The sequence below is a fragment of the Bacillus sp. BK450 genome (assembly GCF_004364885.1).
Lineage (GTDB): Bacteria > Bacillota > Bacilli > Bacillales > Bacillaceae > Bacillus > Bacillus safensis.
In genome coordinates this window covers 508,743-533,473 of sequence record NZ_SOBQ01000001.1, presented here as the reverse complement: position 1 = coordinate 533,473, position 24,731 = coordinate 508,743, and the positions used below count along the sequence as shown (strand labels likewise).

The 24,731-nt window shown below is 40.5% G+C and carries 27 protein-coding genes and 3 riboswitches; of the genes, 19 read left to right on the top strand and 8 right to left on the bottom strand.

From position 1 onward, the window contains the following. The first annotated feature begins 10 nt into the window (after window positions 1-10). From EV579_RS02700 to EV579_RS02685, 4 genes are all read left to right on the top strand, one after another. The gene (locus EV579_RS02700) at window positions 11-625 is read left to right on the top strand and encodes a DedA family protein (RefSeq protein ID WP_133743894.1); all 615 of its coding nucleotides are present in this window, start codon (window positions 11-13) and stop codon (window positions 623-625) included. A gap of 77 nt (window positions 626-702) precedes the next feature. Continuing rightward, a riboswitch (yybP-ykoY riboswitch) is annotated at window positions 703-873 on the top strand. A gap of 31 nt (window positions 874-904) precedes the next feature. After that, complete coding sequence (locus tag EV579_RS02695) at window positions 905-1,696, top strand: TerC family protein (RefSeq protein WP_025092318.1); 792 nt, start codon at window positions 905-907, stop codon at window positions 1,694-1,696. Window positions 1,697-1,911: 215 nt separating this feature from the next. Continuing rightward, the gene (gene sigI, locus EV579_RS02690; protein ID WP_133743893.1) at window positions 1,912-2,667 is read left to right on the top strand and encodes an RNA polymerase sigma factor SigI; all 756 of its coding nucleotides are present in this window, start codon (window positions 1,912-1,914) and stop codon (window positions 2,665-2,667) included. Then, on the top strand, window positions 2,664-3,842 hold the full coding sequence (locus EV579_RS02685; RefSeq protein ID WP_133743892.1) for an anti-sigma factor domain-containing protein: 1,179 nt from the start codon (window positions 2,664-2,666) through the stop codon (window positions 3,840-3,842). Before sigI ends, EV579_RS02685 begins: the two co-directional genes overlap by 4 nt. A gap of 38 nt (window positions 3,843-3,880) precedes the next feature. Here EV579_RS02685 and EV579_RS02680 read toward each other — a convergent pair whose 3' ends face one another. After that, window positions 3,881-4,075 (bottom strand): alpha/beta-type small acid-soluble spore protein, encoded by a 195-nt coding sequence (locus EV579_RS02680; protein WP_024424662.1) that lies wholly within the window; start codon window positions 4,073-4,075, stop codon window positions 3,881-3,883. 123 nt (window positions 4,076-4,198) lie between these two features. Further along, entirely contained in the window at window positions 4,199-4,915 is a 717-nt protein-coding gene (locus tag EV579_RS02675; RefSeq protein ID WP_122631247.1) for a DUF1836 domain-containing protein, read from the bottom strand. Window positions 4,916-5,193: 278 nt separating this feature from the next. Between EV579_RS02675 and htpX the strand changes: the two genes are divergently transcribed. The 5 genes from htpX (at window position 5,194) to EV579_RS18910 (ending at window position 8,537) form a co-directional block, all read left to right on the top strand. Next, window positions 5,194-6,093, top strand: a complete 900-nt coding sequence (gene htpX / locus EV579_RS02670; protein WP_024424664.1) for a protease HtpX — start codon at window positions 5,194-5,196, stop codon at window positions 6,091-6,093. Window positions 6,094-6,237: 144 nt separating this feature from the next. Beyond that, window positions 6,238-7,584 carry a TrkH family potassium uptake protein gene (locus EV579_RS02665; protein ID WP_080696318.1) on the top strand — a complete coding sequence of 449 codons (1,347 nt, stop codon included), beginning with the start codon at window positions 6,238-6,240 and terminating at the stop codon, window positions 7,582-7,584. Between the two features lie 97 nt (window positions 7,585-7,681). Next, window positions 7,682-8,200 carry a DUF421 domain-containing protein gene (locus EV579_RS02660; RefSeq protein WP_047202745.1) on the top strand — a complete coding sequence of 173 codons (519 nt, stop codon included), beginning with the start codon at window positions 7,682-7,684 and terminating at the stop codon, window positions 8,198-8,200. 6 nt (window positions 8,201-8,206) lie between these two features. Then, window positions 8,207-8,371, top strand: a complete 165-nt coding sequence (locus tag EV579_RS18915; RefSeq protein WP_087975542.1) for a hypothetical protein — start codon at window positions 8,207-8,209, stop codon at window positions 8,369-8,371. Beyond that, window positions 8,364-8,537, top strand: a complete 174-nt coding sequence (locus EV579_RS18910; RefSeq protein WP_166644678.1) for a hypothetical protein — start codon at window positions 8,364-8,366, stop codon at window positions 8,535-8,537. The genes EV579_RS18915 and EV579_RS18910 overlap by 8 nt, the downstream gene beginning before the upstream one ends. Window positions 8,538-8,564: 27 nt before the next feature. On the opposite strand, the gene EV579_RS02655 is transcribed toward EV579_RS18910, so the two are convergent. Then, window positions 8,565-9,584 carry an acyltransferase family protein gene (locus EV579_RS02655; protein ID WP_024424667.1) on the bottom strand — a complete coding sequence of 340 codons (1,020 nt, stop codon included), beginning with the start codon at window positions 9,582-9,584 and terminating at the stop codon, window positions 8,565-8,567. Between the two features lie 293 nt (window positions 9,585-9,877). Here EV579_RS02655 and EV579_RS02650 point away from each other — a divergent pair, with 293 nt between their 5' ends. From EV579_RS02650 to EV579_RS18905, 3 genes are all read left to right on the top strand, one after another. Further along, window positions 9,878-12,088 carry a PAS domain-containing sensor histidine kinase gene (locus EV579_RS02650; RefSeq protein WP_024424668.1) on the top strand — a complete coding sequence of 737 codons (2,211 nt, stop codon included), beginning with the start codon at window positions 9,878-9,880 and terminating at the stop codon, window positions 12,086-12,088. Between the two features lies 1 nt (window position 12,089). Continuing rightward, on the top strand, window positions 12,090-12,581 hold the full coding sequence (locus EV579_RS02645) for a methylated-DNA--[protein]-cysteine S-methyltransferase (protein ID WP_133743891.1): 492 nt from the start codon (window positions 12,090-12,092) through the stop codon (window positions 12,579-12,581). 89 nt (window positions 12,582-12,670) lie between these two features. Continuing rightward, window positions 12,671-12,808, top strand: a complete 138-nt coding sequence (locus EV579_RS18905; RefSeq protein ID WP_162860203.1) for a hypothetical protein — start codon at window positions 12,671-12,673, stop codon at window positions 12,806-12,808. A gap of 24 nt (window positions 12,809-12,832) precedes the next feature. On the opposite strand, the gene mtnA is transcribed toward EV579_RS18905, so the two are convergent. Together mtnA and mtnK are read right to left on the bottom strand one after the other, a co-directional pair. Then, entirely contained in the window at window positions 12,833-13,894 is a 1,062-nt protein-coding gene (gene mtnA, locus EV579_RS02640) for an S-methyl-5-thioribose-1-phosphate isomerase (protein ID WP_024426829.1), read from the bottom strand. Between the two features lie 6 nt (window positions 13,895-13,900). Beyond that, window positions 13,901-15,094, bottom strand: coding sequence for an S-methyl-5-thioribose kinase (gene mtnK, locus EV579_RS02635; RefSeq protein ID WP_034623368.1), 1,194 nt, complete (start codon window positions 15,092-15,094; stop codon window positions 13,901-13,903). Window positions 15,095-15,174: 80 nt separating this feature from the next. After that, window positions 15,175-15,332: riboswitch (SAM riboswitch) on the bottom strand. Window positions 15,333-15,496: 164 nt separating this feature from the next. Here mtnK and EV579_RS02630 point away from each other — a divergent pair. The 6 genes from EV579_RS02630 (at window position 15,497) to EV579_RS02605 (ending at window position 20,543) form a co-directional block, all read left to right on the top strand. After that, window positions 15,497-16,687 (top strand): pyridoxal phosphate-dependent aminotransferase, encoded by a 1,191-nt coding sequence (locus EV579_RS02630; protein WP_133743890.1) that lies wholly within the window; start codon window positions 15,497-15,499, stop codon window positions 16,685-16,687. Window positions 16,688-16,731: 44 nt separating this feature from the next. Beyond that, window positions 16,732-16,833: riboswitch (SAM riboswitch) on the top strand. Window positions 16,834-16,935: 102 nt separating this feature from the next. Further along, window positions 16,936-18,156, top strand: coding sequence for a 2,3-diketo-5-methylthiopentyl-1-phosphate enolase (gene mtnW / locus EV579_RS02625; protein WP_133743889.1), 1,221 nt, complete (start codon window positions 16,936-16,938; stop codon window positions 18,154-18,156). Next, complete coding sequence (locus EV579_RS19085) at window positions 18,156-18,851, top strand: 2-hydroxy-3-keto-5-methylthiopentenyl-1-phosphate phosphatase (RefSeq protein ID WP_133743888.1); 696 nt, start codon at window positions 18,156-18,158, stop codon at window positions 18,849-18,851. The genes mtnW and EV579_RS19085 overlap by 1 nt, the downstream gene beginning before the upstream one ends. Further along, entirely contained in the window at window positions 18,815-19,453 is a 639-nt protein-coding gene (locus EV579_RS19080; protein WP_133743887.1) for a methylthioribulose 1-phosphate dehydratase, read from the top strand. Before EV579_RS19085 ends, EV579_RS19080 begins: the two co-directional genes overlap by 37 nt. A gap of 16 nt (window positions 19,454-19,469) precedes the next feature. Continuing rightward, a complete protein-coding gene (locus EV579_RS02610; protein ID WP_103132201.1) occupies window positions 19,470-20,000 on the top strand; it encodes a 1,2-dihydroxy-3-keto-5-methylthiopentene dioxygenase in 531 nt (176 codons plus the stop codon). Between the two features lie 300 nt (window positions 20,001-20,300). Then, complete coding sequence (locus tag EV579_RS02605) at window positions 20,301-20,543, top strand: aspartyl-phosphate phosphatase Spo0E family protein (RefSeq protein ID WP_024424676.1); 243 nt, start codon at window positions 20,301-20,303, stop codon at window positions 20,541-20,543. Window positions 20,544-20,589: 46 nt separating this feature from the next. On the opposite strand, the gene EV579_RS02600 is transcribed toward EV579_RS02605, so the two are convergent. Next, on the bottom strand, window positions 20,590-22,095 hold the full coding sequence (locus EV579_RS02600; RefSeq protein ID WP_024424677.1) for an ATP-binding protein: 1,506 nt from the start codon (window positions 22,093-22,095) through the stop codon (window positions 20,590-20,592). A gap of 204 nt (window positions 22,096-22,299) precedes the next feature. Here EV579_RS02600 and mhqR point away from each other — a divergent pair, with 204 nt between their 5' ends. Further along, window positions 22,300-22,755 carry a MarR family transcriptional regulator MhqR gene (gene mhqR, locus EV579_RS02595; protein ID WP_024424678.1) on the top strand — a complete coding sequence of 152 codons (456 nt, stop codon included), beginning with the start codon at window positions 22,300-22,302 and terminating at the stop codon, window positions 22,753-22,755. A 192-nt stretch (window positions 22,756-22,947) separates the two neighbouring features. On the opposite strand, the gene motB is transcribed toward mhqR, so the two are convergent. Next, entirely contained in the window at window positions 22,948-23,718 is a 771-nt protein-coding gene (gene motB, locus EV579_RS02590) for a flagellar motor protein MotB (protein ID WP_024424679.1), read from the bottom strand. Beyond that, the gene (gene motA / locus EV579_RS02585; RefSeq protein ID WP_024424680.1) at window positions 23,711-24,505 is read right to left on the bottom strand and encodes a flagellar motor stator protein MotA; all 795 of its coding nucleotides are present in this window, start codon (window positions 24,503-24,505) and stop codon (window positions 23,711-23,713) included. Before motA ends, motB begins: the two co-directional genes overlap by 8 nt. Window positions 24,506-24,731: the final 226 nt, after the last annotated feature.

Genomic DNA, 24,731 nt, shown 5'->3' with positions numbered 1-24,731 from the left:
TTGAAAGGGATTGATAAACATCGAAGATTTTATTATTTCTTTAGCTGATGCCTTTAAGAACTTGTCATACTTTGGCATCTTCCTCGCATTATGCATTGAATTTGTACCTGCTGAAGTGGTTTTGCCTCTTGCGGGTTACTGGGTCTCAGAAGGGGACATGGCTTTTATCGGTGTTGTGGCGGCCGGCTCTATTGGCGGCGTGGCTGGCCCTTTGACCTTGTACTGGTTAGGACGTTACGGCGGCAGACCCTTTTTAAATAAATATGGAAAGTACTTTTTTATAAAACCTGAGGCGCTTGATAAATCGGATGCTTTTTTTGAAAAGCATGGCGGATTCGTCGCATTCAGCGGCCGGTTCATACCAGGAGTCAGAACGTTGATCTCCATCCCGTGCGGTATTGCCAAGATGAATGTGTGGGTCTTTTGCCTGTATACGTTTTTGGCAATTACACCAATTACGTTTGTGTATGTGTATCTTGGGTTTATGCTTGGGGAGAACTGGAAAGAGGTTGGCGCCATGATAGATCCTTATCTTTTACCAATTGGGATCGGTGTTGTGTTATTGTTTGTTCTCTACTTATTGCTAAAACGAAGAAAAAGAAAAACAGAAACGCCAACTGCCTAATCAATGGATCGAAGTGAAAGTCACCTGTTGACAATCGAGTGTCTATTGATTATGATATAAGTAATCTAAATATTCTAAATCCCGCCAAAGGGGAGTAGCGTCCGGTTTTTACCGGAAACAAAGTCGTCATTACATGGACTGATGTTCATCGGCTTTGTTGGCATGATTCTACATATCACATGTCTAGCAAGACCTTTGCCATTACAGGCAAAGGTCTTTTTTGCATTCATAAGCCTTTGTCTGTTGTGGGACAATAGATAAAAACAAGGAGGAATGATGATGGATGCAGCTATTATTTTAGAGTACGGGTGGGTTCTGCTCGTACTGATTGGATTAGAAGGGATTTTAGCAGCTGATAACGCGCTGGTCATGGCCGTGATGGTCAAACACCTTCCTGAAAAACAAAGAAAAAAGGCATTGTTTTACGGACTTGCAGGTGCGTTTGTCATGCGGTTTGGTTCTCTGTTTCTTATTTCGTTTTTAGTGGATGTGTGGCAAGTTCAAGCCATTGGTGCAATTTATCTTCTTTATATTTCCATTCACCATATTTTAAAATCGCACGTATTTAAGAAAAAGGAAACTGAAACAAATGTGAAACAAAGCGGCTTCTGGGCAACAGTCGTGAAAGTAGAGCTTGCTGACATTGCTTTTGCTGTAGATTCCATTTTAGCGGCCGTCGCTTTAGCTGTGACACTGCCAAAAACAAGTCTTCCGCAAATCGGTGGACTCGATGGCGGTCAATTTATTGTCATTCTTTTAGGCGGTATCATTGGTCTTGTTATTATGCGATTTGCAGCAACGGTCTTTGTGAAACTGCTCAAAACAAGACCGAGCCTAGAAACAGCAGCATTTGTCATTGTCGGATGGGTGGGTGTGAAGCTCACGCTTTATACACTGTCACATCCAGCTATTGGGGTCGTATCGTCTCATTTTATTCATTCAGCATTATGGAAAGTCATTTTCTGGACAGTGCTTCTCGCAATTGCAGCATTTGGCTGGTTTTTATCAAGTCCATCAAGAAAAGGCGGGCAGGAAAACGAGGAGAAGCAAGAGGCACGCCTGGGAGAGTAGGTTTTTTGAAAGAAATATCATTTCATTTTCATAACACGTATATTACAAATAAGGGGGAGATACCCCCTTATTTCTTTGCTTTTAGACGAAACATTGTAAAGTAGATGGTGACATACATGTCATAATTGAGTAACAGGAAATGAATTCCTCATTTCTTCCTTTGCGCTTCCCTCATAAATTAGCTATCATAAATGAGTAATATAGGGAGAACTGAGGTGAAACCATTGCTTAGCCTTTTGTTTAAAAAAGGAAAGAAAAAGCAAACATTAGAGCAGTCGGCTATCAGTATTCAACAAGGTGATATCGAACTGCAAAATGCATTAATAGAGCAATACAAACCATTTGTCGCTAAGACGGTTTCATCCGTTTGTAAACGATATATAGATGAAAAAGATGATGAATTCAGCATAGGCTTAATCGCCTTTAATGAAGCGATAGAAAAATACTCTGCCGAAAAAGGAAACTCACTGATTGCTTTCGCAGAATTAATTATTAAAAGAAAAGTGATTGACTATATTCGAAAAGAAGCAAGAAATGCGCCAACGGTTCAAATGGACCTGCAAGAAAGTGAGAACGGCGAATACTCTCAAAGCATGATTGAAGCCGAGCTCTCTGCAAATGAATATAGGCGTTTAATTGAACAAGAACATAGAAGAGAAGAGATTGAACATTTTAAAGAACGATTGAAAGTATACGGTCTCACGTTTCAAGAGCTGCTTGAGCATTCACCAAAGCATGCAGATGCCAGGCAAAATGCCATTAAAGTAGCCCATACACTCGTTGAACACGATGAGCTGAGAACCATTTTATTTCAGAAAAAACAATTGCCCGTCAAACAGCTGGAAAAGCTAGTGGAAGTCAGCCGCAAAACGATTGAGAGAAATAGAAAATATATCATTGCGATGGCGATCATTATGACAGGTGATTATGTGTATTTGAAAGATTACCTTAAAGGGGTGCTTAATTCATGAGAAGAGGCATTATAGTAGAGAAAAACAAAAAATATGTCACGCTGCTGACCCCTGATGGACAATTTCTGCGGACAAAATATGAAGAGCAAAACTATGAAATCGGCCAAGAAGTGACATTTCCGAATGAATCACGTCTCGAAAGAAAAAGAGCCGGTTTTTTTGACCTGCTTCGTTTACGTCCGTTAAATGCAGGAATCCTATCGATAGCAGCGATTATTGTCGTAATTTTTACTATGATGCCATCTTTCTCAAGTCAAAAAGCATATGCGTATATGACAATTGATATTAATCCAAGCTTTGAGCTGAAGCTTGATCATAATTATCAAGTGATCGGTGTCACACCGCTGAATAAAGATGCAAAGCAAGTACTGGCGAGTATGAAGGATTTAGAAAAAAACGACATGACCAAAGTCGTGCAGGAAATTATAGATGACTGTGACAAAAAAGGATATGTGAACAATTCTAAAAGTATTTATATTTCAACCGTTTATGAAAACAAGCAGGACAATACATATAAAACAAACGTAAAAAGCAAAATTAACACCATTTCTGGTGAATATCAAAAACGCAATTATAAGCTGGAAACTGTGGAAAGTGACATGGAAACAAGAGAAAAAGCTCAAAAGGCAGGCATTTCAACAGGAACATATATTAGAAATCAAGAAATGCAAGATAAAGAACATGAAGACATCAAAAAGGATGAAGACGGAGCAGATAACGATGCTGTGAAGGAAGAAGATCCTAAGAAACATGATGAAGAACAAGCAGATAAAGACAAACAAGAAGACGTAAAGACAGACGATAGCGAAGAGATGCAGCCAGATCAAGAGGCTCCTGAAGCTGAGGACAAAGAGCAGAAGGAGGCAGAGAGGGAAGAGCAAGGATCTGTTCAAAAGCCTCAAAAACCTGATGATGAAAGCAAAGACAACAACTTAAAGGAAGAAAAGGATCATTCTTTCGATAAAGAGCAAAAAAAAAATCAATCAACTGATCCTGATGAAAGAAGACACTGGAACGGCACATCACGTGGTGATGCAGAAAAACATGCAAAAAAAAACGGCAGGGATCAGAACAATCCATCCGCTGAACAAAAAAGAGAACATGTGAAGCAAAAAGGGAAAGGTGCACCGTTTCCTTATCGCGAAAACCGGCATGAGCACACATATGAACAATAAAAAACGCCAGAATAGCTCCGGCGTATTTCACCATGTCTTTATTTAGATTGATTGCCCATTTGTGATTGAGCCTGTTGAACGAGTCTTTTTGTGATTTCACCGCCAACAGAACCGTTTGCACGTGAGACTGTATCTGAACCGAGAGTGACGCCAAATTCTTGCGCGATCTCGTATTTAAATTGATCTAAAGCTTGTTCTACTCCAGGAACAAGAAGTTGATTTCGATTTGCCATGTCATATTCCTCCTTTCACCTCATGTTTGTTGCGCCTTCTTATTTTGAAAAAAACGGCGTGCAATTATGCTGGCAATTGCTGTACAAAAAAACCGAGATGATGAAGGTCACCTCGGTTCTTATTTATCCCTTATTCAGATGCAGCGTATTATACATCATTTCTTGAGCTGTACTTTGCAAATGAGAAGTAAATACAGAGAAGACGGTAGAACTGATAATTCCTTTAATCAAATGCCATTGGCTCTTCGTCAATTCTGTAAACTCGTCATGGAGCTTATCTGTCTGCTCCTCAGTTATTTCTCGTAAATTTGTTTCCTTTAATGGAAATTGTGTATGGTGATAAATAAAATCAAGGACGTGCGCATATGCTTCATAAAAACGGATTGGACTAATAATATCATCTGTTCGATCTGTGATGGTGTTAAATAAGGCAGATAAGATCATACGAATGCTATCGAAGTCAAAAACTGATTTTAAATCCCTGACAATTAATAAAATAACGACCTGATCAATAGAGTATTTTTTGCCAAGCTCTGGATGGCCAATCATATCTTTAATATCACGTTTGATCCAATTTTGAATCGCCGTCGATTTAAGAGAAGTCAGCTCACACAGGTTGCCAAGCTCAACAATTTCATTTGTAGAAAGACCATGCTCTGATTTTTGCTTCCGCCGTTCAAGCTTCTCAAAAAAAGACGGGATCTTTAATTCATCATAGTCATGACCCTTGCCATTTTTTACAGATAGTTTCAAAAGCTGAAGCGGAGTCAGATCTCCCTCTCCTTTTAGAGAATATAGAAGTCTTGTCATGTCAATTCTCGTTAATTTAAAAGTAACCATGTTCCACCTCATTTGTACGTCAAAACGTGATTATTGATCTAATTCAACATCATAGTCTCTTTTTGATGAAAATGCAAAATAAACTCAAAATCAAACCTGTGCGTCACAATTTGTTCACTTTTCTGCTGGGGCAAATGTCGTAAATATTGATGTGATGGGGCTTTAGCCGTTATGATAAACAGAGAAAGTGATTCCTTTTTCCTTGCAATTTGAGACGTTTATTTTTATAATTTTATTAATAAGTTCATTTGAACTTAATATGACAGCGGAGGTTTTGTATGGGTAAGAGAATATTTCTGTTTATATTAACGAACATTCTTGTTATCACTACGATTGGTATTGTACTGTCGGTTATTAGTGCAGCAACTGGTGTTGGTTCTTATATAGGAGCAGACGGAAGACTTAATATCCTTTATCTTCTTGTATTCAGTGCAGTTGTCGGTTTTGTTGGCTCGTTTATGTCACTTGCAATGTCTCGCTGGATGGCAAAAATGATGATGGGTGTACGCGTGTTAAATCCAGAAAAGGATTCATTAACATATGATGAGCAGCAGCTTGTTGACCGCGTGCACAGACTTTCAAGAGCAGCAGGCCTTTCTAAAATGCCTGAGGTTGGTATTTATCAATCATCTGAAGTCAATGCATTTGCAACGGGTCCTTCTAAGAGAAGATCACTTGTTGCGGTATCAACTGGATTGCTTCATGAAATGGATGATGCAGCAGTTGAAGGTGTCATCGCCCACGAAGTCGCTCACGTTGCGAATGGTGATATGGTGACGATGACGCTGCTTCAAGGAATCGTCAACACGTTCGTTGTGTTCCTTTCAAGAATTGCGGCATGGATCGCAAGCCGTTTTGTTTCACGTGAAGAGCTTGTGCCGATTGTTCACTTTATCGCTGTGATTGTCTTTCAAATCATTTTCTCTATCCTAGGAAGCCTTGTCGTGTTTGCATATTCTAGACACCGTGAATTCCATGCAGACCGCGGCGGAGCCGACCTTGCAGGTAAAGATAAAATGATTCATGCGCTTCGTTCACTTGAGGCGTACACGTCAAGAATCAAAGATGATGATCAAACAGCAGTCGCTACGCTGAAAATCAGCGGTAAACGAAAAGCTTCTCTTTTCTCAACACACCCTGATTTAAACGAAAGAATCAGAAGACTAGAAGCAAAATAAGAAAGAGGAAAAGACATTCTTTTACAGGATGTCTTTTTCTTTTTGATGAAAAAGAAAATAAAGCATAAAATAGCTTTAAAATCATGTCTCTTTTCATTAAAATGATAAAGGTATTCGAAAAGATAGATAAAAGAAGGAATGACAATGAATCCTATAAAAAAGCTAATTGACCGGCTGTCAGCGTTTCAGTTGATTGCCCTTTATTATTTTCTTGCTGTGACCGTATCGTTTATTCTTCTCAGCCTTCCAGTGGCTCATCAAGAGGGAGTCAAATGGACATTCATTGATGCCTTATTTACAGCGGTGAGTGCGGTAAGTGTTACAGGACTGACTGTTGTCGACACCTCACAAACATTTAGTGTGACAGGGATGTGGATCCTTGCGTTTGTTCTGCAAATTGGAGGCATCGGCATTATGACGCTCGGTACCTTCGTATGGCTTGTCATGCGAAAAAGAATTGGAATTAAAGAAAGAAAGCTCATCATGGCAGATCAAAATCAAAGCAATTTATCAGGAATTGTGAAACTAATGAAGCAGGTTTTATATTTAATTTTGCTGATTGAGTTTGTCGGCGGGCTGATTTTAAGCATGTATTTTCTCAAATATTACGATGTGCAAGGAGCTTTCTTACATGGCTTCTTCTCGAGTATTAGTGCGACAACCAATGGTGGCTTCGATATTACAGGGAGTTCTCTTATCCCTTACAAAGATGATTATTTCGTCCAGTTTATTACGATGCTGCTGATCATCTTTGGAGCGATTGGTTTTCCTGTGCTCGTGGAAGTAAAGGATTATTTGTTCAATCAGGACCGTAAGCACGCATCGTTCTCATTGTTTACAAAAATCACCACGCTCACGTTTGGCGGCCTTGTCGTTGTTGGAGCGATTGGAATCTATGCACTTGAAGCCGGGTTTAGCTTTGTAGGGAAAAGCTGGCACGAAATTTTGTTTTATTCTTTGTTTCAATCGACTGCAACAAGAAGCGGGGGGCTGACAACGTTAGATATTACGCAGCTGACGGAACCGACGCTTTTATTTTTATGTATGCTCATGTTTATCGGGGCTTCCCCAAGCTCTGTGGGGGGCGGAATTCGGACAACTACGTTTGCCCTTAATTTACTCGCATTGTTTCATTATGCTAGGGGAAATAAGTCCATAAAAATCTTCAAGAGGGAGCTTCATCAAGCGGATATTAATAAATCCCTTATGGTGACCATGATGGCCTTTATTTTGGTTTTTGGCGCTACGTTCCTGTTATCCTTAACAGAGCATAATACACTTCTTGAAAATTTATTTGAAGTTTGCTCTGCTTTCGGAACAACGGGGCTGTCGCTTGGGATCACCTCAGATCTCACTGTGTTTGGTAAATGTATCATCATGGTGGTCATGTTTATTGGCCGGATCGGCATTCCAAGCTTTTTATATTTAATCGGCCGAAGAGAAAGCGAAGCAAATTATCATTATCCGAAAGAGCGCGTCATTATTGGTTAAACAGCATTCCATTTGAATGCTGTTTTTTTATTTCCATTATCTAACTGGCTAAATCATATGGGATGTTCGCAATCTATAGGTAAGAGGTGAACGAGACGTGCTTGATGTATTATGGAAAGCAATTGTCATGCTGCTAGTTGGTACCTTGCTGCTGAGAATAGCAGGGCCTAAATCCATTAGTCAATTAACTGTACAACAAACAGTCATCATGATTTCAATCGGATCGATTATTATCCAACCCTTTATTGAGCATAATTTACTTGAAACCATTTATGCAGCTACCATCTTTATTGTGGCACTTGTCATTATGGAAAAGCTGTCGATTCAATCGGATTTTTTTGAAAAATTACTTTCAGGAAAATCGGTCGTGATTTTACAAGATGGCGAAATGCTTGATCATAAGCTGAAGAAAACAAGGCTCACAAGGGATCAATTTAAAATGCGTTTAAAGCAGCAAGGCATCACTGACATCAGCTGTCTCAAAAAAGCCACGCTAGAAGCCAATGGACAAATTGGCTATGAGTTAAAACCTGAGGAAAAGCCAGTGACGGTCAAGCAAATGAAAGAACTCCTTGACCAATTAAGAGAAGAACTAAACATGTCAAAAAAGGACTGAATGCAGATGAAAAGAAAAGCAGCGAAAAATGAAGCATTAACAAATAATATGACGCCGACAGAAAGCATGGCACATGATCAAGGACAAACTCAATTTGATGAACAATCAAGAGATCGTCAGGCAAACCGAAATTCTCATAAAGGAAAACAAGGGGGAGCATCTCGTGACTAAGAAGCATATGAAGAGCAAAGAAATGAAGGACCATAAAAAGCCAATGGACCCAGATATTTTAGAAGAGGAATTTGGCAGTGAGCTTGGAGATATTAACAGCAGCAAATGGATTGATACATTGGTGAAGCCAAAGAAAGATGCTGCATGTCAGCAGAATAAGAAATAGAAAAAACGATCCATTAAGGATCGTTTTTTATTTGATATAACTCCCCTGCCTGCCAGTGATCGTTCGCATGAAGTTGTTCATTTTAAGCTCAATCACTGGCTGTGCAACGGTTTTGACAAAAGTGCTAGACAAGGTAAAGGTTAACAAAATGGTCAGCAGCAATAAAATGAGTACACTTGCTGCATTTAGCGCCCAGTCATCAAACCAAGTGGTTCTTAGCAACTTGATCACAAAGCCATGTAATAAATAAACATATAACGTTCTTGTTCCCCATTTTGTAAAGAAGAAACGGCGTGTTGGAACTAATGCAAAGAAGCTGAATGTAGCGCCAAATGCAAGCAAATACCATGCCATTCGTTTCATCGCCGCAATCATTCCTTCATCTCCAAGAGAAGCATACGACTTTGAGCCAAATAAGAAGGAATAATCAAATTCATAGAAGTAGCAAAACAGAAACACAGCCATTAATACAAAAAGTGCTGCAAGCTTTCCTTTGCTTGTACGGATGAATTCAAAATGCTGCTTTTTTAAATAGAATCCAGCTAAAAACATAGGCAAAAAGACAAACGTACGTGATAAGCTGAGTGTATCGCTGATGCTGTCCACATAACCGACAAGTAATGCAATCGATAAACTGACAATCATCGCCCAGTGGAACGGCAGTTTTGAAAAAGGAATAAGCAGCAAGTTCCAAAAGAATAAACTAATTAAAAACCATAAGGACCATTGCGGATCAATTGGATTTAAATTGGCCATGCTTTGATCCTGTAATAGATAATAGTAAACCGAATAGATCACCTGAAAGATTAAATATGGGATGATCAGCTTAACGGCGACTTTTTTCATAAAGCCCGGTTTTCTAAACCCTTTTGCAAAAAAGCCAGAAACTAAAATAAAGGCGGGCATGTGAAAGGTATAAATAAACTTGTATAAATAGAGCATCCAGTCATTATCATGAATGAATGATCGTAACAAATGACCAAAAACAACTAGAAAAATCAGAAGGAATTTCGCATTATCAAAATAACTATCTCGTGAAGATGCCATAACATCACCTTTCCTGCTCGTTTTCGAACATAAATGTTCTAAGTGCACTGTTCCCTTATTTGCCTCATTCTAAAATACATTTTGGCTTAATTCGCTATTTGATGTGAAATTGTAGAACGGTTGTAAAAGAAGCGTAAGAAAAGTGAATCGTTATACAATCCTGTCATCCAAATGAAATAAATGAGACAGTCTTCGTGTAAAAAGTTATCTTTTTTTATGAGTCGAATGAAGGAACAATGAAAATATTGTAGAAATATTGTAGAGGAATGAGGCTGGAAAAGGAGTGTAAGAGAATGACTGAAACGCTCGATGGCAATAGGTTAACCCCTGCGGGAGATATCAGAAAATTAGAAAAAGAGAACGAATATTTGCGAACTGAGTTGATGCAGCAAAAAATGCTGTTAAATAAGACGCTCGATGCCATTTTTATATTTGATCAGCACCTCAACATCATCCAAGCCAACGAAGCAACATGCAGGCTTGTCCAGACACCGAAAGAAGACCTCCTCAATAAATCCGTTCTAGATTTCCTATACGGCATTCCGAAAGATAAAGTGGAATGCTCACTCGATCTATTTTTTCGAAAAGGTACGTTAAAAAGAGAAATCTCTATTCAGCTGGAAAATGGCGAAACAAAATACATTGAATTTGTCGCAGAGCACGACACCATGAATCAGCAGTATATAGTGGTCATGCGAGATATTTCATCAAAGAAAATATTAGAACGAGAACGCTCCATGAATGAGCAGCTGTTCAAAGATTTGTTTGACCGAGCTATTGACGGGATGGTCATTTTTGATCAGGATGGCTGTATGATTGATGCGAATCATTCTTTTTGTCAGAGCTTTGAGCTGCAAAAGACTGATTTAACCGATCGCTATTTACATGAATTTGTCGAAGAAGAAAATCTTCCCGCCTTGCAGCATCTTTTAACGTCACTTAAAGAAACAGGGAAAGCAAAAGGGGAGCTTCCTGTTACCCTTCAATCTGGCCAGCAAAAACTATTTGAACTCACCATCACATCAAATGTGATGAGTGGTTTTTATATGTCCATCATGCGGGATATTACAGAAAAAAGACTGATGGAAGAGAAGCTGTTAAAAAGTGAAGAACGTTTTAGAGAAATTTTCGAAAATGCAATGGATGCCATCATCATATGGGCGGACGATGGAGAGATTGTGAAAGCCAATGAATCAGCCTGCCGAATTTTTGAATTACCTATGCACTCGCTGATTGGCAAAAAACTTACCGACTTTCTCGTCAAATCTGATAAGAGATATAGACCAACAAGAAGACGCTATATCCGGAATCATGAAATAAGGGAAGAGCTATTGTTCAAAATGGCAAATGGACAGTATAAAGAGCTTGAGTTTACATCAAAGCATGCGGTATTAGAAGGACAGCACTTAACCATTTTACGTAATGTAAGTGATCGAAAAAGAATGGAGCAGGAGCTGCGCGAAAGTGAGCTTAAATTCCGCAAAGTATTTAATGGATCAATGGACGGCATTGTTCTTTTTGATAATCAATACCGAATCATTGAAGTCAATCCATCTGCCAGCGAGCTGCTTCAATTGAAGGACGATCATTTAACAGAAATGAATCTTTTCCACATCCTTGCCCCTTATCAAATAGAAAATTTGGCTCAGCCTGCCGAGGCGATGTCATTAGATGAAATGGATAATGAGGTTCCGTTTGTACTGAATCATCCAGATCAGCGTATCCTGGAATTCTCTTTTAAACGCAACATTATCCATAATATGAATTTGGCGATCTTTAGAGATGTGACAGAGCGGAAGGAATTAGAAGAGCGGGTGAGAAAATCAGATACCCTTCATGTGGTCGGAGAGCTTGCCGCTGGAATTGCTCATGAAATTAGAAACCCGATGACAGCCTTAAAAGGCTTCATTCAGCTGTTAAAAGGAAATATAGAAGGGGAGTATTCGCTCTATTTCAATGTCATCACATCAGAGCTGAAAAGAATTGAATCCATCATCACCGAATTTTTGATTTTAGCGAAACCGCAAGCCATTGTATATGAAGAAAAAAATGTGGTGCAGATTGTGAAAGACACGATGGATCTTCTGCACGCACAGGCGAATCTTGGCAATGTTCAAATGCATCTCAATGTGCTGGATGAGATTCCGCTCATTTATTGTGAACAAAACCAATTAAAGCAGGTCTTTATTAACATTTTAAAAAATGCAATTGAAGTCATGCCGCGCAAAGGAAATGTCTATGTGAGCATTCAGCGGAAGGGCGAGGAGCATATTGTCATTTCACTGCGTGATGAAGGCTGCGGAATGGCAGAGGATAAGCTAAAGCGTCTAGGTGAGCCTTTTTATACAACGAAAGAAAGAGGAACTGGACTTGGCTTAATGGTTAGTTATAAAATTATTGAAGAGCATCAAGGAACCATTGAGGTAGAAAGTGAGGAAGGCGTAGGAACCGTCTTCCATCTCACGCTGCCACTTAGGCAGCAGAAACAAGAAGGAGAGCAGTAACGTGTATTATACCGTCTATCACGCACCCATCGGGGAATTATACATACTAGAAAAGGATGGTGCCATCATCGAGGTGATGTTTGATGATGAACCAATTTTAGCAAAAAAGCAGGCAGCGAATCTAAAGCAAGCAGATACGCCTGTCTTACAAGAAGCGAAAAAACAGCTAGATGAATATTTCAAGGGTGAGCGTCAAGTATTCGATCTCCCGCTCAAGCAAACAGGTTCCCCTTTCCAAGAGCAGGTGTGGGAAGCATTGTTGGCCATACCATATGGTCAATCAAAAAGCTATGCAGACATTGCAGACGCGATTGGCAATCCAAAGGCTGTAAGAGCCATCGGACAAGCTAACAGACGAAATGCATTACCTATTTTTATTCCATGTCACAGGGTGATTGGAAAAGACCGGTCTCTGACGGGCTATGCAGGATCGAAGACAGACATGAAAGCGGTCCTCCTTGAATTAGAAGGCATCCCATTTGTTCAAAAATAAATCGATTGACCTGTTCCAAATGTTTGTCAAGCGACATATCCTTTTATTAAGCTAAAAAAGTTGGTTGAGGGAAAAAGGAGGGCGCTGGCATGTTTTGGGGCAAAAAAGGTAAAATGTATGCCGTTACGTCACTATGTGTCAAAATGAACGTTTTGACAGAAGAACAAAAAAAAGAAATCTTAACAAAAACGAATCAAGAAACAAAAAAGCGCGGTGCTCTTAAATGACAAGAACACGGCGCTTTTTTGCGATTATTGAGAGATGCTTTCGGCGAAAAGAGCATCAATCTCTTCTGCATAGTTCGATGTGATAATTCCCTTTTCTGTAATGATGCCTGAAATAAGATGATGAGGAGTGACATCAAAGGCGGGATTGAATACCTGAACATCAGGCGGTGCAATGGGGACGCCGTTTAATTCCTTTACTTCCAGCGGGTCGCGCTCTTCAATTGGAATATCTGACCCGTCGCGGGTGGATACATCAAAGGTTGAAAGCGGTGCTGCTACAAAAAACGGAATGTTAAAATGCTTGGCTAGAACGGCAAGACCTAACGTTCCAATCTTATTTGCTGTATCTCCATTACGAGCGATACGGTCAGCTCCAACAATGACAGCAGAAATTTGCTTTTCCTTCATCGTATGGGCTGCCATGTTATCTGTAATGAGCGTCACATCCACGCCGCCTTGCATAAGCTCCCATGTTGTCAGACGAGCACCTTGAAGAACAGGGCGTGTTTCACATGCATAAATGTGAAGATCAAGATTTTTCTTTTTGGCTAAATAAAAGGGAGCAAGGGCTGTTCCGTACCGGCTCGTTGCGATGGAGCCTGCATTACAAATGGTCATGATACGGTCACCTGATTTAAAGAGCTGAAGAGCATTTTGACCGATTTGTCTGCATGTTTCTTCATCTTCAATTTGAATTTGAATGGCTTCATGGACAAGGTCTGTTTTGGCTGCATTCACTGATGCTGCACGCTGAATGCGCTGCAGCAGCCGGTCTAATGCCCAGGCGAGGTTCACAGCGGTTGGACGAGCACTGTTTAAATATTCTTTGATTCGAATGACTTCTTGTTTAAACACATCCATTTCTTCTGTCTCAATGGCTTGCGCACTAAGCGCCAGCCCAAAAGCTGCTGTAATGCCAATCGCAGGCGCTCCGCGTACTTTTAATGACACAATCGCATCATACACATCTTCTTTCGTATATAAATGCTCAAATACGGTTTCGGCCGGTAATTTTTGCTGATTTAAAATGTGAATACGGTTTTCTTCCCATTCGACAGAACGGGGGACTTCAAATTCTTTTGACAAAACCCGTCACTCCTTTACAGATGGCTGGAATAATGCGACGAGATCAGACGCTGTTTCCACTGTATGATATTGTTTGATAAATGTTTTTCCAAGTGTCAGTGCTGCTTTTTTCTGCTGAATCCGTCTAGTTGGTGATGGAATCGCATCAAGATCAGCGGCATGAGCAAGACCGATTGTTCGGCGGACAAGCTCACAGCCGGCAAAGCCTGTCGCTTCTTTTAAAATCCGGTCAAAGGTTGTTTCTAAAAAGCTGTCCGATACACTAAACGCTTCAATGCTGTCCTCTTTCCAAGCTCTTGTGAACACTTCTTTGAAGGTTGCCCATACATTGACGACATGGTCAAAAAGGTGCTGCTGCTCGTGTTCATTCTCGCGAGATAAAGCATTCAGGAACAGATTGGCGATAAAGTGGCCGATATCGAATCCAAAGGGACCGTAAAACGCGAATTCTGGATCAATGATTTTCGTTTCAGTCTCATTTGCAAAAATACTGCCTGTATGAAGATCTCCATGAACCAATGTTTCAGCTGATGTCAGGAAGATACGCTTCAATTCCGCTGCTTTGGCTTGCAGCTCAAGATCTTTCCAAAGCGCTTCTGCTGATTCTCTTAATTCTTCTTCGAAGTCATTTGTTTCACTATCAAAGAAAGGGTCTGTGAAGACGAGTTTTTCTGTAATATCACACAGGTCAGGATTCGTAAACTGCTTCACAAATTGTTTTTTGATTTTAGGATTTGTAGCAAAGTCAGATGTGTAAAAAAGTGTTTTTCCTAAAAATTCCCCAACATGATCAGATAAATGCGGATATTGTTTTCCGGCAATTAGCCCTTTTCTGACGATTTCTAAGTGAGATAGATCCTCCATGGCTGTCACTGCAAGAGCTGTATCTGAATAATAGACTGCTGGTACGAGGTGCGGCGCATATTCTGACTGCTTGATCAGGGCGGCACTTTCAATTCTTGCCCGGTCTAATGTAAGCGGCCAGCTCTCCCCAACCACCTTTGCATAAGGCAGCGCCTGCTTGATGATCAATCCTTTTTCTTGTTTGTGATCATAAATATGAAAGACGTAATTTAAATTCCCGTCACCAATTTCAGTACATGTCAAATGACTGCTTTCTTGGATCAAACCAAGTCTAATTGCGAGTGCAACTGCCGAGCTTTCTGTTAGTTCTTCATATGATGCCGTAAGTGTAACCAATTGCTTCCCCTCCAAATCATATAAAAAAGCCTCTTTCTCCTGAGAGAAAGAGGCTTGATGGTGTGTATGCTCAAAGCCTCTCTTATCTCTCAGCACATACGTCTGATGGAATTAGCACCGTGCCCTATAAGACAATTGTCTTGGCGCGTTACTTGCTGCGCCCCACTTCACAGTGGTATTAACGGTCGGTTGCTGTTGGGGTCAAAAGGCCAAATCCCTCGCCCAACTCTCGATAAGAGAAATCAATATGTAATTGTTTCGTGTCTGTTTGCATTTCTTAATTCAAGATATTATCAGAGCGTTGCTTTACATGTCAATCTTTTTTCAAAATTGCTTTACAATTCATAAAACAATCCATTACAGTGATTGTATTGTCACGTAACTTGAATAGAAGGTGAAGAAATGGAATTCCAGCAATCAGATGTGTTGAAACAATTACCGAAGCAATTTTTTGCGTCCCTTGTCCAAAAGGTGCAGAAAAAAGTGCAGGAAGGGGCAGATATCATTAATTTGGGACAGGGAAATCCTGATCAGCCAACTCCTCCGCACATTGTAAAAGCCATGCAGGAAGCGGTAGCAAAACCTGAAAATCATCAATACTCCTCATTCCGTGGAACAGCGAAATTAAAAAAGGCTGCTGCCGCTTTTTATGAAAGAGAATATGGCGTCACACTTGATCCAAAGACGGAAATTGCGATTTTATTTGGCGGAAAAGCAGGGCTTGTTGAGCTGCCGCAATGCCTGCTGAATCCGGGTGATACGCTTCTTGTCCCTGATCCTGGCTATCCTGATTATTGGTCAGGTGCTGTGCTTGCTGGAGCGCATATGGTAACCATGCCACTTCTTGAAAAAAATGATTTTTTACCTGACTACGATTTGCTGCCTGAGGATGATAAGAAAAAGGCAAAATTAATGTATTTAAATTACCCCAACAATCCGACGGGGGCTACGGCAAGCCGTTCATTTTTTGAAGAAACCGTTACATTTGCGAAAGATCACAAGCTATGTGTTGTCCATGATTTTGCATATGGCGGCATTGGATTTGATGGAGAAAAGCCGCTCAGCTTTCTGCAAATAGAGGGAGCGAAAGAGACGGGAATAGAAATTTACACATTGTCTAAAACGTATAATATGGCAGGGTGGAGAGTAGGATTTGCAGCTGGAAATTCGTCTGTTATTGAAGCCATTGAGCTTTATCAGGATCATCTGTTTGTCTCCCTGTTTAAAGCCACTCAAGATGCAGCAGCGGAAGCCCTATTAAGCGATCAAACGTGCGTACAGGTGCAAAATGATCGATATGAGAAAAGGCGGAATGTATGGATTGCTGCCTGCAAAGAAATTGGCTGGGAAGTCAGTGCACCAAAGGGATCATTTTTTGCTTGGTTAAAGGTGCCGGAAGGATATACATCTGAAGCCTTTTCTGACTTATTATTAGAGAAGGCACATGTTGTGGTTGCGCCAGGTAATGGCTTTGGTGATCACGGTGAAGGGTACGTGAGAGTAGGACTTCTAACAAGTGAGGAGCGGTTACAAGAAGCTGCTCAGCGCATCGCTGCTTTGAATCTGTTTGAAAAAAAGCCATTGACAACATAAAAAAATGGTGCGATAATTCAGGCAATATTTAAGAAAATTGAATATTCTTATCAAGAGTAGGCAGAGGGACTAGCCCAATGAAGCCCGGCAACCGACTTCCATGAAGCACGGTGCTAATTCTTGCAGCAAGCGCTGAGAGATAAGATTCGGACGAATGACACGAAACAACCTCTTTAAGGCGCTCAAGAAGCACTTGAAGAGGTTTTTTTATTGAACATATGCATGACGCAATCGAAAGGGGATTCCTAGTGAGTGAATTACTGGCAACATACGTATTAACACATCGAGAGGATGAACAAATAAATCGAAAAGCGGAGCAGATCGCGCTTGGTTTAACAGTTGGATCATGGACGGATTTGCCGCAGCTCAAAAAGGAGCAGCTTCAAAAGCATAAAGGCCGAGTTGAAAAAGTATTAGAAAAGGCTGCTCCAGCCGAAAATGGTCTTTATCAATCAGAGGTGACGATTGCTTATCCTGAGGCAAACTTTTCAGCTGATTTACCAGCAGTTTTCACGACGATTTTTGGAAAGCTTTCACTAGATGGAAAAGTGAAGCTAGTCGATATCCAATTTTCTGAAGAATTTAAAAAAAGCCTGCCAGGACCTGTATTTGGAATTGATGGCATTCGAAAAAAGGTAAATGTGTTTGATCGTCCATTATTGATGAGTATTTTTAAAGGCGTTATCGGCCGTGATATGCAGGATTTAAAAGAGCAGCTCCGTTTACAGGCATTAGGCGGGGTTGACTTCATCAAAGACGATGAAATTTTATTTGAAAGTCCATTAGCTCCTTTTGAAGAGCGAATCAAAGAAGGAAAAGCGATTTTAAAAGAAACCTATGAAGAGACAGGACACCGCACGCTGTATGCTGTCAATTTAACGGGCAGAACCTTTGACCTGAAGGATCGGGCGAGAAAGGCCGCTGAACTTGGGGCAGATGCGCTCTTATTCAATGTCTTTGCTTACGGCCTGGATGTCATGCAAAGCCTAGCTGAGGACCCAGACATTCCACTGCCGATTATGGCGCATCCCGCTGTGAGTGGTGCTTTGACATCCTCTCCTGAATATGGATTCTCGCATTCTCTTCTTTTAGGCAAATTAAATCGATATGCTGGCGCTGATTTGAGCCTTTTCCCCTCACCTTATGGGTCGGTTGCACTTCCGAAAAAAGATGCCCTTGGAATCTATGAAGCTTGCGTGAAAGAGGATACGGTTCAAAAAACATTCCCTGTCCCGTCAGCAGGCATTCATCCAGGAATGGTTCCAGTATTGATCAAAGATTTTGGAATTGATCATGTGATAAATGCAGGTGGAGGCATTCACGGACATCCGCGGGGAGCCATCGGCGGAGGGCAGGCATTTCGTTCGATCATTGATGCCGTGATTCATGAAGAGTCCATCCAAGATAAGGCGGCTTCCTGCCAAGACTTAAAAGCGGCACTTGATCTTTGGGGAAGGGTAGCAGAATAATGAAAAAACCAATTGTATGTTGTGATTTTGATGGAACAATTACAAAAAATGATAATATCATCCGCATCATGAAACAGTTTGCACCAAGTGAATGGACGAAGCTGAAGGATGGTGTCCTGTCAAAGGAAATCACCATTCAAGAAGGCGTCGGGCAAATGTTTCAATTACTGACAAGTGATCAGAAGGATGCCATTCAATCATTTATTTTAGAGGATACAGAGATTCGAGAAGGATTTAAGCAATTTGTGGATGAGGTAAAAAAAGCAGATATTCCTTTCTATGTACTGAGCGGGGGGATGGACTTTTTTGTCTACCCTATCCTTGAAGGCATTGTCGATCGAGACAATATTTATTGCAACCATGCATCATTTGGGGAAGACCATATTCAGATTGAATGGCCGCATGCCTGTGATACGCAATGTCAAAATGGCTGCGGATGCTGCAAGCCCTCAATCATTCGAAAGCTGACTCATGAGGATGACTTCATCATCATGATCGGAGATTCAGTGACTGATGTGGAGGCGGCGAAGCATGCGGATCTTACGTTTGCACGAGACTATTTGCTCAATGAATGTCAAGAGCTCGGGCTCGTACATAAGGAGTATGGCACATTTATTGATCTACACGCGCAATTTGTTCAAATAAAGGAAGTGAAGGAATGGCAGACGCAAAGAGCAAACGCTGGCAGGAGCTAGCAGACGTTAAACGGGAACTGGCACAAAGAGACTGGTTTTTCGGAACAAGCGGTAATTTATCGATCAAGGTGTCGGATGATCCAATCACGTTTTTGGTGACGGCAAGCGGCAAAGATAAACGAAAAGAAACAAACGAAGATTTTGTGCTAGTGAATGCGGCAGGTCAGCCTCATGATCCGAACGAGCCGCTTAGACCATCAGCTGAAACACTGCTTCACACGTACGTGTATGAACGGACGAAAGCAGGCTGCTGCCTCCATGTCCATACAATCGATAATAATGTGATGTCAGAGCTGTATGGGGATAAGGGAGAGATTCGTTTTAAAGGCAACGAAATCATCAAAGCGCTTGGTTATTGGGAAGAGGATGCAGAAGTGTCGATTCCGATTATTGAAAATCCAGCTCATATTCCGCAGCTTGCAGAGCAATTTGCCAAACATCTGACACTAGAGGCGTCATCTGGTGCTGTACTTATTCGCAATCATGGCATCACGGTCTGGGGAGAAACAGCCTTTGAAGCAAAACGAGTATTAGAAGCATATGAATTTTTATTTAGCTATCACTTAAAATTAGCGCTTTATCAACAGCAGCTTGTAAGATAAAAAGGAGGAAAAGCACATGGCGACGATTTTGATTCATAACCAAGAGAACACATTACTTGAGAACGAACAAGAGGTAGCATCATATTTAGAAAACCAAGGGGTCATTTATGAGCACTGGGATATTGAAAAGCTGCCAAACCGTTTATCAGAAAAGTATGATTTAACTGATGAGGAAAAGGAAGAGATTTTGACTGTTTTCCAAAAGGAAATCCAAAGTATTTCTGAAAAAAGAGGGTACAAAGCGCAGGATGTTATTTCATTGTCTGATGCCACTCCAAATCTTGATGAGCTGCTCCAAAACTTTAAACGTGAGCATCACCATACAGATGATGAAGTACGCTTTATTGTGAGCGGGCACGGAATCTTTGCTATTCAAGGCAAGGATGGCGTCTTTTTTGATGTGAGATTGAATCCAGGTGATTTAATTTCTGTGCCGCCAAACATTCGTCATTACTTTACACTTCAAGAGGATCGCAAAGTGGTCGCAGTTCGCATATTTGTCACAACTGAGGGCTGGGTGCCGATTTACGAGGAAGAAACGGTTTAATGATAGAGCTGATCATTCCGCATGAGGCGGAAGATCAGCTTTTTTTTAGGAAATTAGACATAAAATGAGAAAGAAAATAGTTGATTTTGATCTTCTGCATAGGATAAAATTCTGTTTAATCAATGTGTCAGTCCTGTCCAAATTTGAAGTTTACCCCCAAATTTGATTGGGTAAAAGGTCTTTAGGCTGTAAAAAATTAAATAAAATAAGCATATTTAATTTAATTTACAAATAAAGTATAATTTTGGTGTCGGATCATTTTGAGCATAGACAGTCGAAATCATTGCGGGAGCTGAGATCATGAATATTTATGTAAGGAAAGAACAATTGCTGATGTCCATTGATGAGAAGAGAAAACAAATGGTAGAAGCTGCTCAAGTGGAAGGGTACACTGGTGAGAAGACAATTAAATATAGTCAAGAACTGGACAACCTGATGAATGAGTATCAGCATCTTCTTTTTCATGAGAAACAATCTGCCCCCTCCTTTCATGATCTTGTGTCTCAAATGAGTCTTTTATCTGTGAACCGCCCCTCTTATTGACATGAAAAACCGGTCTTGCATAAGCAAAACCGGCTGACATCTTCAGTTATGCTGAGTGAGCAGAAGGAAGCATGATCATAACAGTCGTTCCTTTATTCACTTCGCTATGAATATCAATTGTTCCGCCATACATCGAAATGATTCGTTTACACACGACAAGCCCAAGACCTGTGCCTTTTTCCTTCGACGTAATAAAGGGGAGGAAGATGTGCTTTAACATCTCTTCTGGTATGCCTTCACCTGTATCCTCTACTTTAATGATGACATGTTCTTTTTCAGCTTCGATCACAATCTTCAAATGACCGCCGTTTGGCATCGCTTCTAAAGAGTTCTTTGCTACATTTAAAACGACTTGTTTAATATGATCCTTTGTGCAATACACGCCCACATCTTGAATCGTATTGATTTGCAAATCCACTTCCACATTATAAAGGTTTGCCTCAGAGAAAACGATCGGCATGATCTCACTTACAATTTCTTTTACAGAGTTATTCTGCCATTTTTCGGCCGTTGGTTTTCCTAATACAAGAAATTCACTGACGATTTGGTTGATCCGTTTAATTTCTTCCTCGATGACAGAAAAATAGAGCTGATCTTCTTCTGAATGATACTTCTTTTGCAATAGCTGGATAAATCCGCTAATCCCTGTTAATGGGTTGCGAATTTCGTGTGCTGTACTTGCTGCGAGTGTTCCGATCAATTCAAGCTTTTGCGCTTCATTTTCATGACGCTCCTGCTGAGTTTGCCGCCTTAACACGATATATTGGACGAGTGTGAATAAAATATTTAATAAAATAAACGCACTGGATAAAGGGATGAGCATCACAGACAGCACTTCACTAGTTGAAGCACGCTGCGGAAAGACCTCCAGCTTCCAGCTGTTTTCATCTAAATATGTAGACACGGTGCTGCCGCCCTCGGGTACTGGCTGTGGACCGCTTGTAAACACAACATGTCCATTTTGATTCAGCATCTTAAAATGAAGATCAGGGTTCAATACATTCATAATATTTCTTAAATAATCAATTTGAATGGCGGCAATCAGTACATTGGTGACCTCTTCGTTTTCATCGAGAACAGGCACACAAATGGAGAGAATCCGCTGTTTTGTAATTCGGCTCACATAGTTGTCTGTGATCACGGTCTGCTTGGTCACTTGAATGCGTTTAAAGTAATCTCTGAATGATAGGTTGATTTTTTCCTTTAACGGGGTGGTGCTTGCTGTTACATTTCCTTTTTTGTCTAGGAGATACAGACCTGAAAAACGAGGTTCTTGTTTATAGATTTTCTCTAGGATGTTTTGTACTTTTTTCGTCTCAAGCGGCTGGTCAAATCCCATGGCAAGGGAAGTTAATCTCGCTTCTGTCTCACTTATTAAATAATTCATTTGGTTTTTGTGAATATTTAACATAAGTGTAGCGGTTTGTTTGTTCTTTAAATCGATTTTTTCAGTTTCTTTTTCGTAGATAAAATAACTAATGATTAGGGTTGGAAGCATGACCAAAATAAGGTAAAGCCTGATCTTCTTCCAAAACCCTTTCAGTATACTCATCATTCATCGCTCCAACGTATTACCTAATAGACTTATTATAGCATTGAACCTATCTTTATTACGATGACTTGTGTGATTTTTAAAAAATTAGGTGATTCGTTCTGGTCTCATTTTCGTGCTAAAGATGGATCAAAATGTTGACATTTTACTTATTGTTTATTAATGTCACATTAGTAGGTTGCATTTCATAAAGGATGATAAAAAATGGAAAATCATAATGTTGAAAAATCATTGAAACTATTTATTGTATTATCACGTGCCTATCGCTCAATTAATCATCACATGAACAAACATATTGTGAAGCACGGGCTGAATCCAACTGAATTTGCTGTGCTAGAATTGCTATATCATAAAGGTGATCAGCCGCTTCAGCAAATCGGTGATAAGATTTTACTTGCAAGCGGCAGCATCACGTATGTGGTCGATAAATTGGAGAAGAAAGAACTTCTCAGTCGCAAGGCTTGTGCAGAAGACCGCAGAGTGACATTTGCGCATATTACCAAGCAGGGACGAGCTTTGCTTGATGACATCTTCCCAGATCATGCGAAAGAAATTCATGAGATGATCAGTGTCCTGAGCGAAGAAGAGAAAGATGTCTGCATTGATATGCTCAAACATGTAGGGCTGCGTGCAAAGCATTTATATGATCATCAAGACTAAATAAAAAGGAAGCCGCTGGCTTCCTTTTCAGCGTGCAGGCAATTCCTCGCATTCGGCGTTAGTCCTGCGTGCCGGTGCTCGTTCCTAGACTGCAAAGGTATTCTATCACGCTGAAAAGAAGACAAAGGGCTAAAATAGAGATCATTTTAGCCCTTTGTCAACAATCTGTAAAGAAGCCCCTGGCTTCTTTTTTTATTTCGCTTTTTTCTCAATCGGTAAAATGAGTACTTCTACACGCCGGTTTTTACTTCTGCCTTCTGCTGTATCGTTTGAGGCAATCGGTTTGAATTCGCCGTATCCTTTTGTACTAAAGTTCTCTTGGTTTAGATTGCTGTTTTCAAGAAGAATATTTAAAAAGTTCACAGCGCGAATGGCGCTTAAATACCAGTTTGATTCAAATTCTGAATTTCTGATCGGTACATTATCTGTATGTCCGCTAATGACAATGTCACGTGCGGGATTAATGACGAGCAGTTTTGAGATTTCTTTTGCTAACGGGACATCTTGAGGGCGAATAACTGCCCGCCCAGAATCAAAGAAGATACTGTCTTCAATCGTAATGAGAAGTCCTTCATCCGTAAGCTTTGTTTCGAGCTTGGCACCAAGTTTTTTATTTGCAATGAATGAATCGACCTGCTTTTTGACCTTTGTGAGAACCGCTTGGTCCCTAGCCTTTGCTTTGGCTTCTTCATCTTTCTCTTCCTCGGCTGCTTTCTTGACCTGGTTGCTGTTTTCAGTTTCTTCCGTGCTTTGCATGCTGGATTGATCCATAACACCGGTACCGCCAGTAAAAACTACATTAAAAGACTTAGCCATCTGTTCATATTTTGCCGCATCAATTGAACTAGATGCAAAAAGCACAATGAAGAGGGCGAGAAGAAGCGTCAGAAGATCGGCATAAGGGATAAGCCAAGATTCATCTACATGGTCTTCATGATCATGGTTTTTACGTTTCCTAGCCATTTTGATTTTCTCCTTCTTCAATGACAAGATTTGCACGTTCTTTTGCTGGTAAGTACATAAGAAGTTTTTGTTCAATGACTTTTGGAGACTGACCTTCAAGAACAGACAGAATACCTTCGATCATAATCAGACGAAGCTTTACTTCTTCCTTTGATTTACGCTTCAGCTTGTTGGCAAATGGATGCCATAATACATACCCGGTAAAAATCCCAAGCAGTGTGGCGACGAAGGCAGCACTGATTGCATGCCCAAGTGCCTCAATATCTCCCATGTTGGCAAGTGCGGCAATAAGTCCGACAACGGCGCCAAGTACCCCTAGCGTCGGAGCGTATGTACCAGCTTGTGTAAAGATTAATGCACCTGACTGATGTCGTTCAGACATGGCGTCAACTTCTTCTGTTAAGACGTCTCGAATAAATTCAGCACTTTGGCCGTCAACTGCCATGCTTAACCCGTTCTTTAGAAAATCATCATCGACTTCCTCAAGACTTGCTTCTAATGCCAAAAGACCTTCACGACGCGCAATTTGTGCCCAGTTTGAAAATAGAGGGATCATTTCTTGAATCGTTGGAAGCTGGCTGTCTTTGAAAATTTTTCCGAACAATTTTGGTGTTTTCTTAATTTCACTAGAAGGGAATGCGATGACAACAGCTGCAACCGTTCCAACAATAATGATTAATATAGCCGCCGGGTTGAGAAGAGCAGTTAGACTCACACCTTTCAAAACCATACCGACACCCAGTGCAATAAATGCTAAAATAATACCAATTAACGATGTTTTGTCCATTATCTCACCAAATCCTTTAACTATCTTTTTCTATAGTTAATATCGGTGTGTTCTAGAATGGTTTTAGTCAGAATATAAAATTAAGACAGTTTCTGTGAAGAATTTTTGACGAAAGCGCTTTCTAAATATGTAAAAGAAGAAACTCCCTCTCATATAAAGGGAGTCTCCATTTAATCGTTTTGAGCGGGTTCATCTAAATCAAGCAGCTCTTTTAATTTTTCTTCAT

Bases quoted from the DNA above. Each gene is read 5' to 3' on its own strand.
- EV579_RS02685 (WP_133743892.1), top strand. From the start codon at position 2,664: ATGAGAAGAGGCATTATAGTAGAGAAAAACAAAAAATATGTCACGCTG.
- EV579_RS02650 (WP_024424668.1), top strand. From the start codon at position 9,878: ATGACTGAAACGCTCGATGGCAATAGGTTAACCCCTGCGGGAGATATC.
- EV579_RS19085 (WP_133743888.1), top strand. From the start codon at position 18,156: ATGAAAAAACCAATTGTATGTTGTGATTTTGATGGAACAATTACAAAA.
- EV579_RS02665 (WP_080696318.1), top strand. From the start codon at position 6,238: ATGAATCCTATAAAAAAGCTAATTGACCGGCTGTCAGCGTTTCAGTTG.
- EV579_RS02695 (WP_025092318.1), top strand. From the start codon at position 905: ATGGATGCAGCTATTATTTTAGAGTACGGGTGGGTTCTGCTCGTACTG.
- mhqR (WP_024424678.1), top strand. From the start codon at position 22,300: ATGGAAAATCATAATGTTGAAAAATCATTGAAACTATTTATTGTATTA.
- motB (WP_024424679.1), bottom strand. From the start codon at position 23,718: ATGGCTAGGAAACGTAAAAACCATGATCATGAAGACCATGTAGATGAA.
- EV579_RS02680 (WP_024424662.1), bottom strand. From the start codon at position 4,075: ATGGCAAATCGAAATCAACTTCTTGTTCCTGGAGTAGAACAAGCTTTA.
- htpX (WP_024424664.1), top strand. From the start codon at position 5,194: ATGGGTAAGAGAATATTTCTGTTTATATTAACGAACATTCTTGTTATC.
- EV579_RS18905 (WP_162860203.1), top strand. From the start codon at position 12,671: ATGTTTTGGGGCAAAAAAGGTAAAATGTATGCCGTTACGTCACTATGT.
- EV579_RS02600 (WP_024424677.1), bottom strand. From the start codon at position 22,095: ATGAGTATACTGAAAGGGTTTTGGAAGAAGATCAGGCTTTACCTTATT.
- motA (WP_024424680.1), bottom strand. From the start codon at position 24,505: ATGGACAAAACATCGTTAATTGGTATTATTTTAGCATTTATTGCACTG.
- EV579_RS18915 (WP_087975542.1), top strand. From the start codon at position 8,207: ATGAAAAGAAAAGCAGCGAAAAATGAAGCATTAACAAATAATATGACG.
- EV579_RS02675 (WP_122631247.1), bottom strand. From the start codon at position 4,915: ATGGTTACTTTTAAATTAACGAGAATTGACATGACAAGACTTCTATAT.
- EV579_RS19080 (WP_133743887.1), top strand. From the start codon at position 18,815: ATGGCAGACGCAAAGAGCAAACGCTGGCAGGAGCTAGCAGACGTTAAA.
- EV579_RS02630 (WP_133743890.1), top strand. From the start codon at position 15,497: ATGGAATTCCAGCAATCAGATGTGTTGAAACAATTACCGAAGCAATTT.
- EV579_RS02605 (WP_024424676.1), top strand. From the start codon at position 20,301: ATGAATATTTATGTAAGGAAAGAACAATTGCTGATGTCCATTGATGAG.
- EV579_RS02655 (WP_024424667.1), bottom strand. From the start codon at position 9,584: ATGGCATCTTCACGAGATAGTTATTTTGATAATGCGAAATTCCTTCTG.
- EV579_RS02610 (WP_103132201.1), top strand. From the start codon at position 19,470: ATGGCGACGATTTTGATTCATAACCAAGAGAACACATTACTTGAGAAC.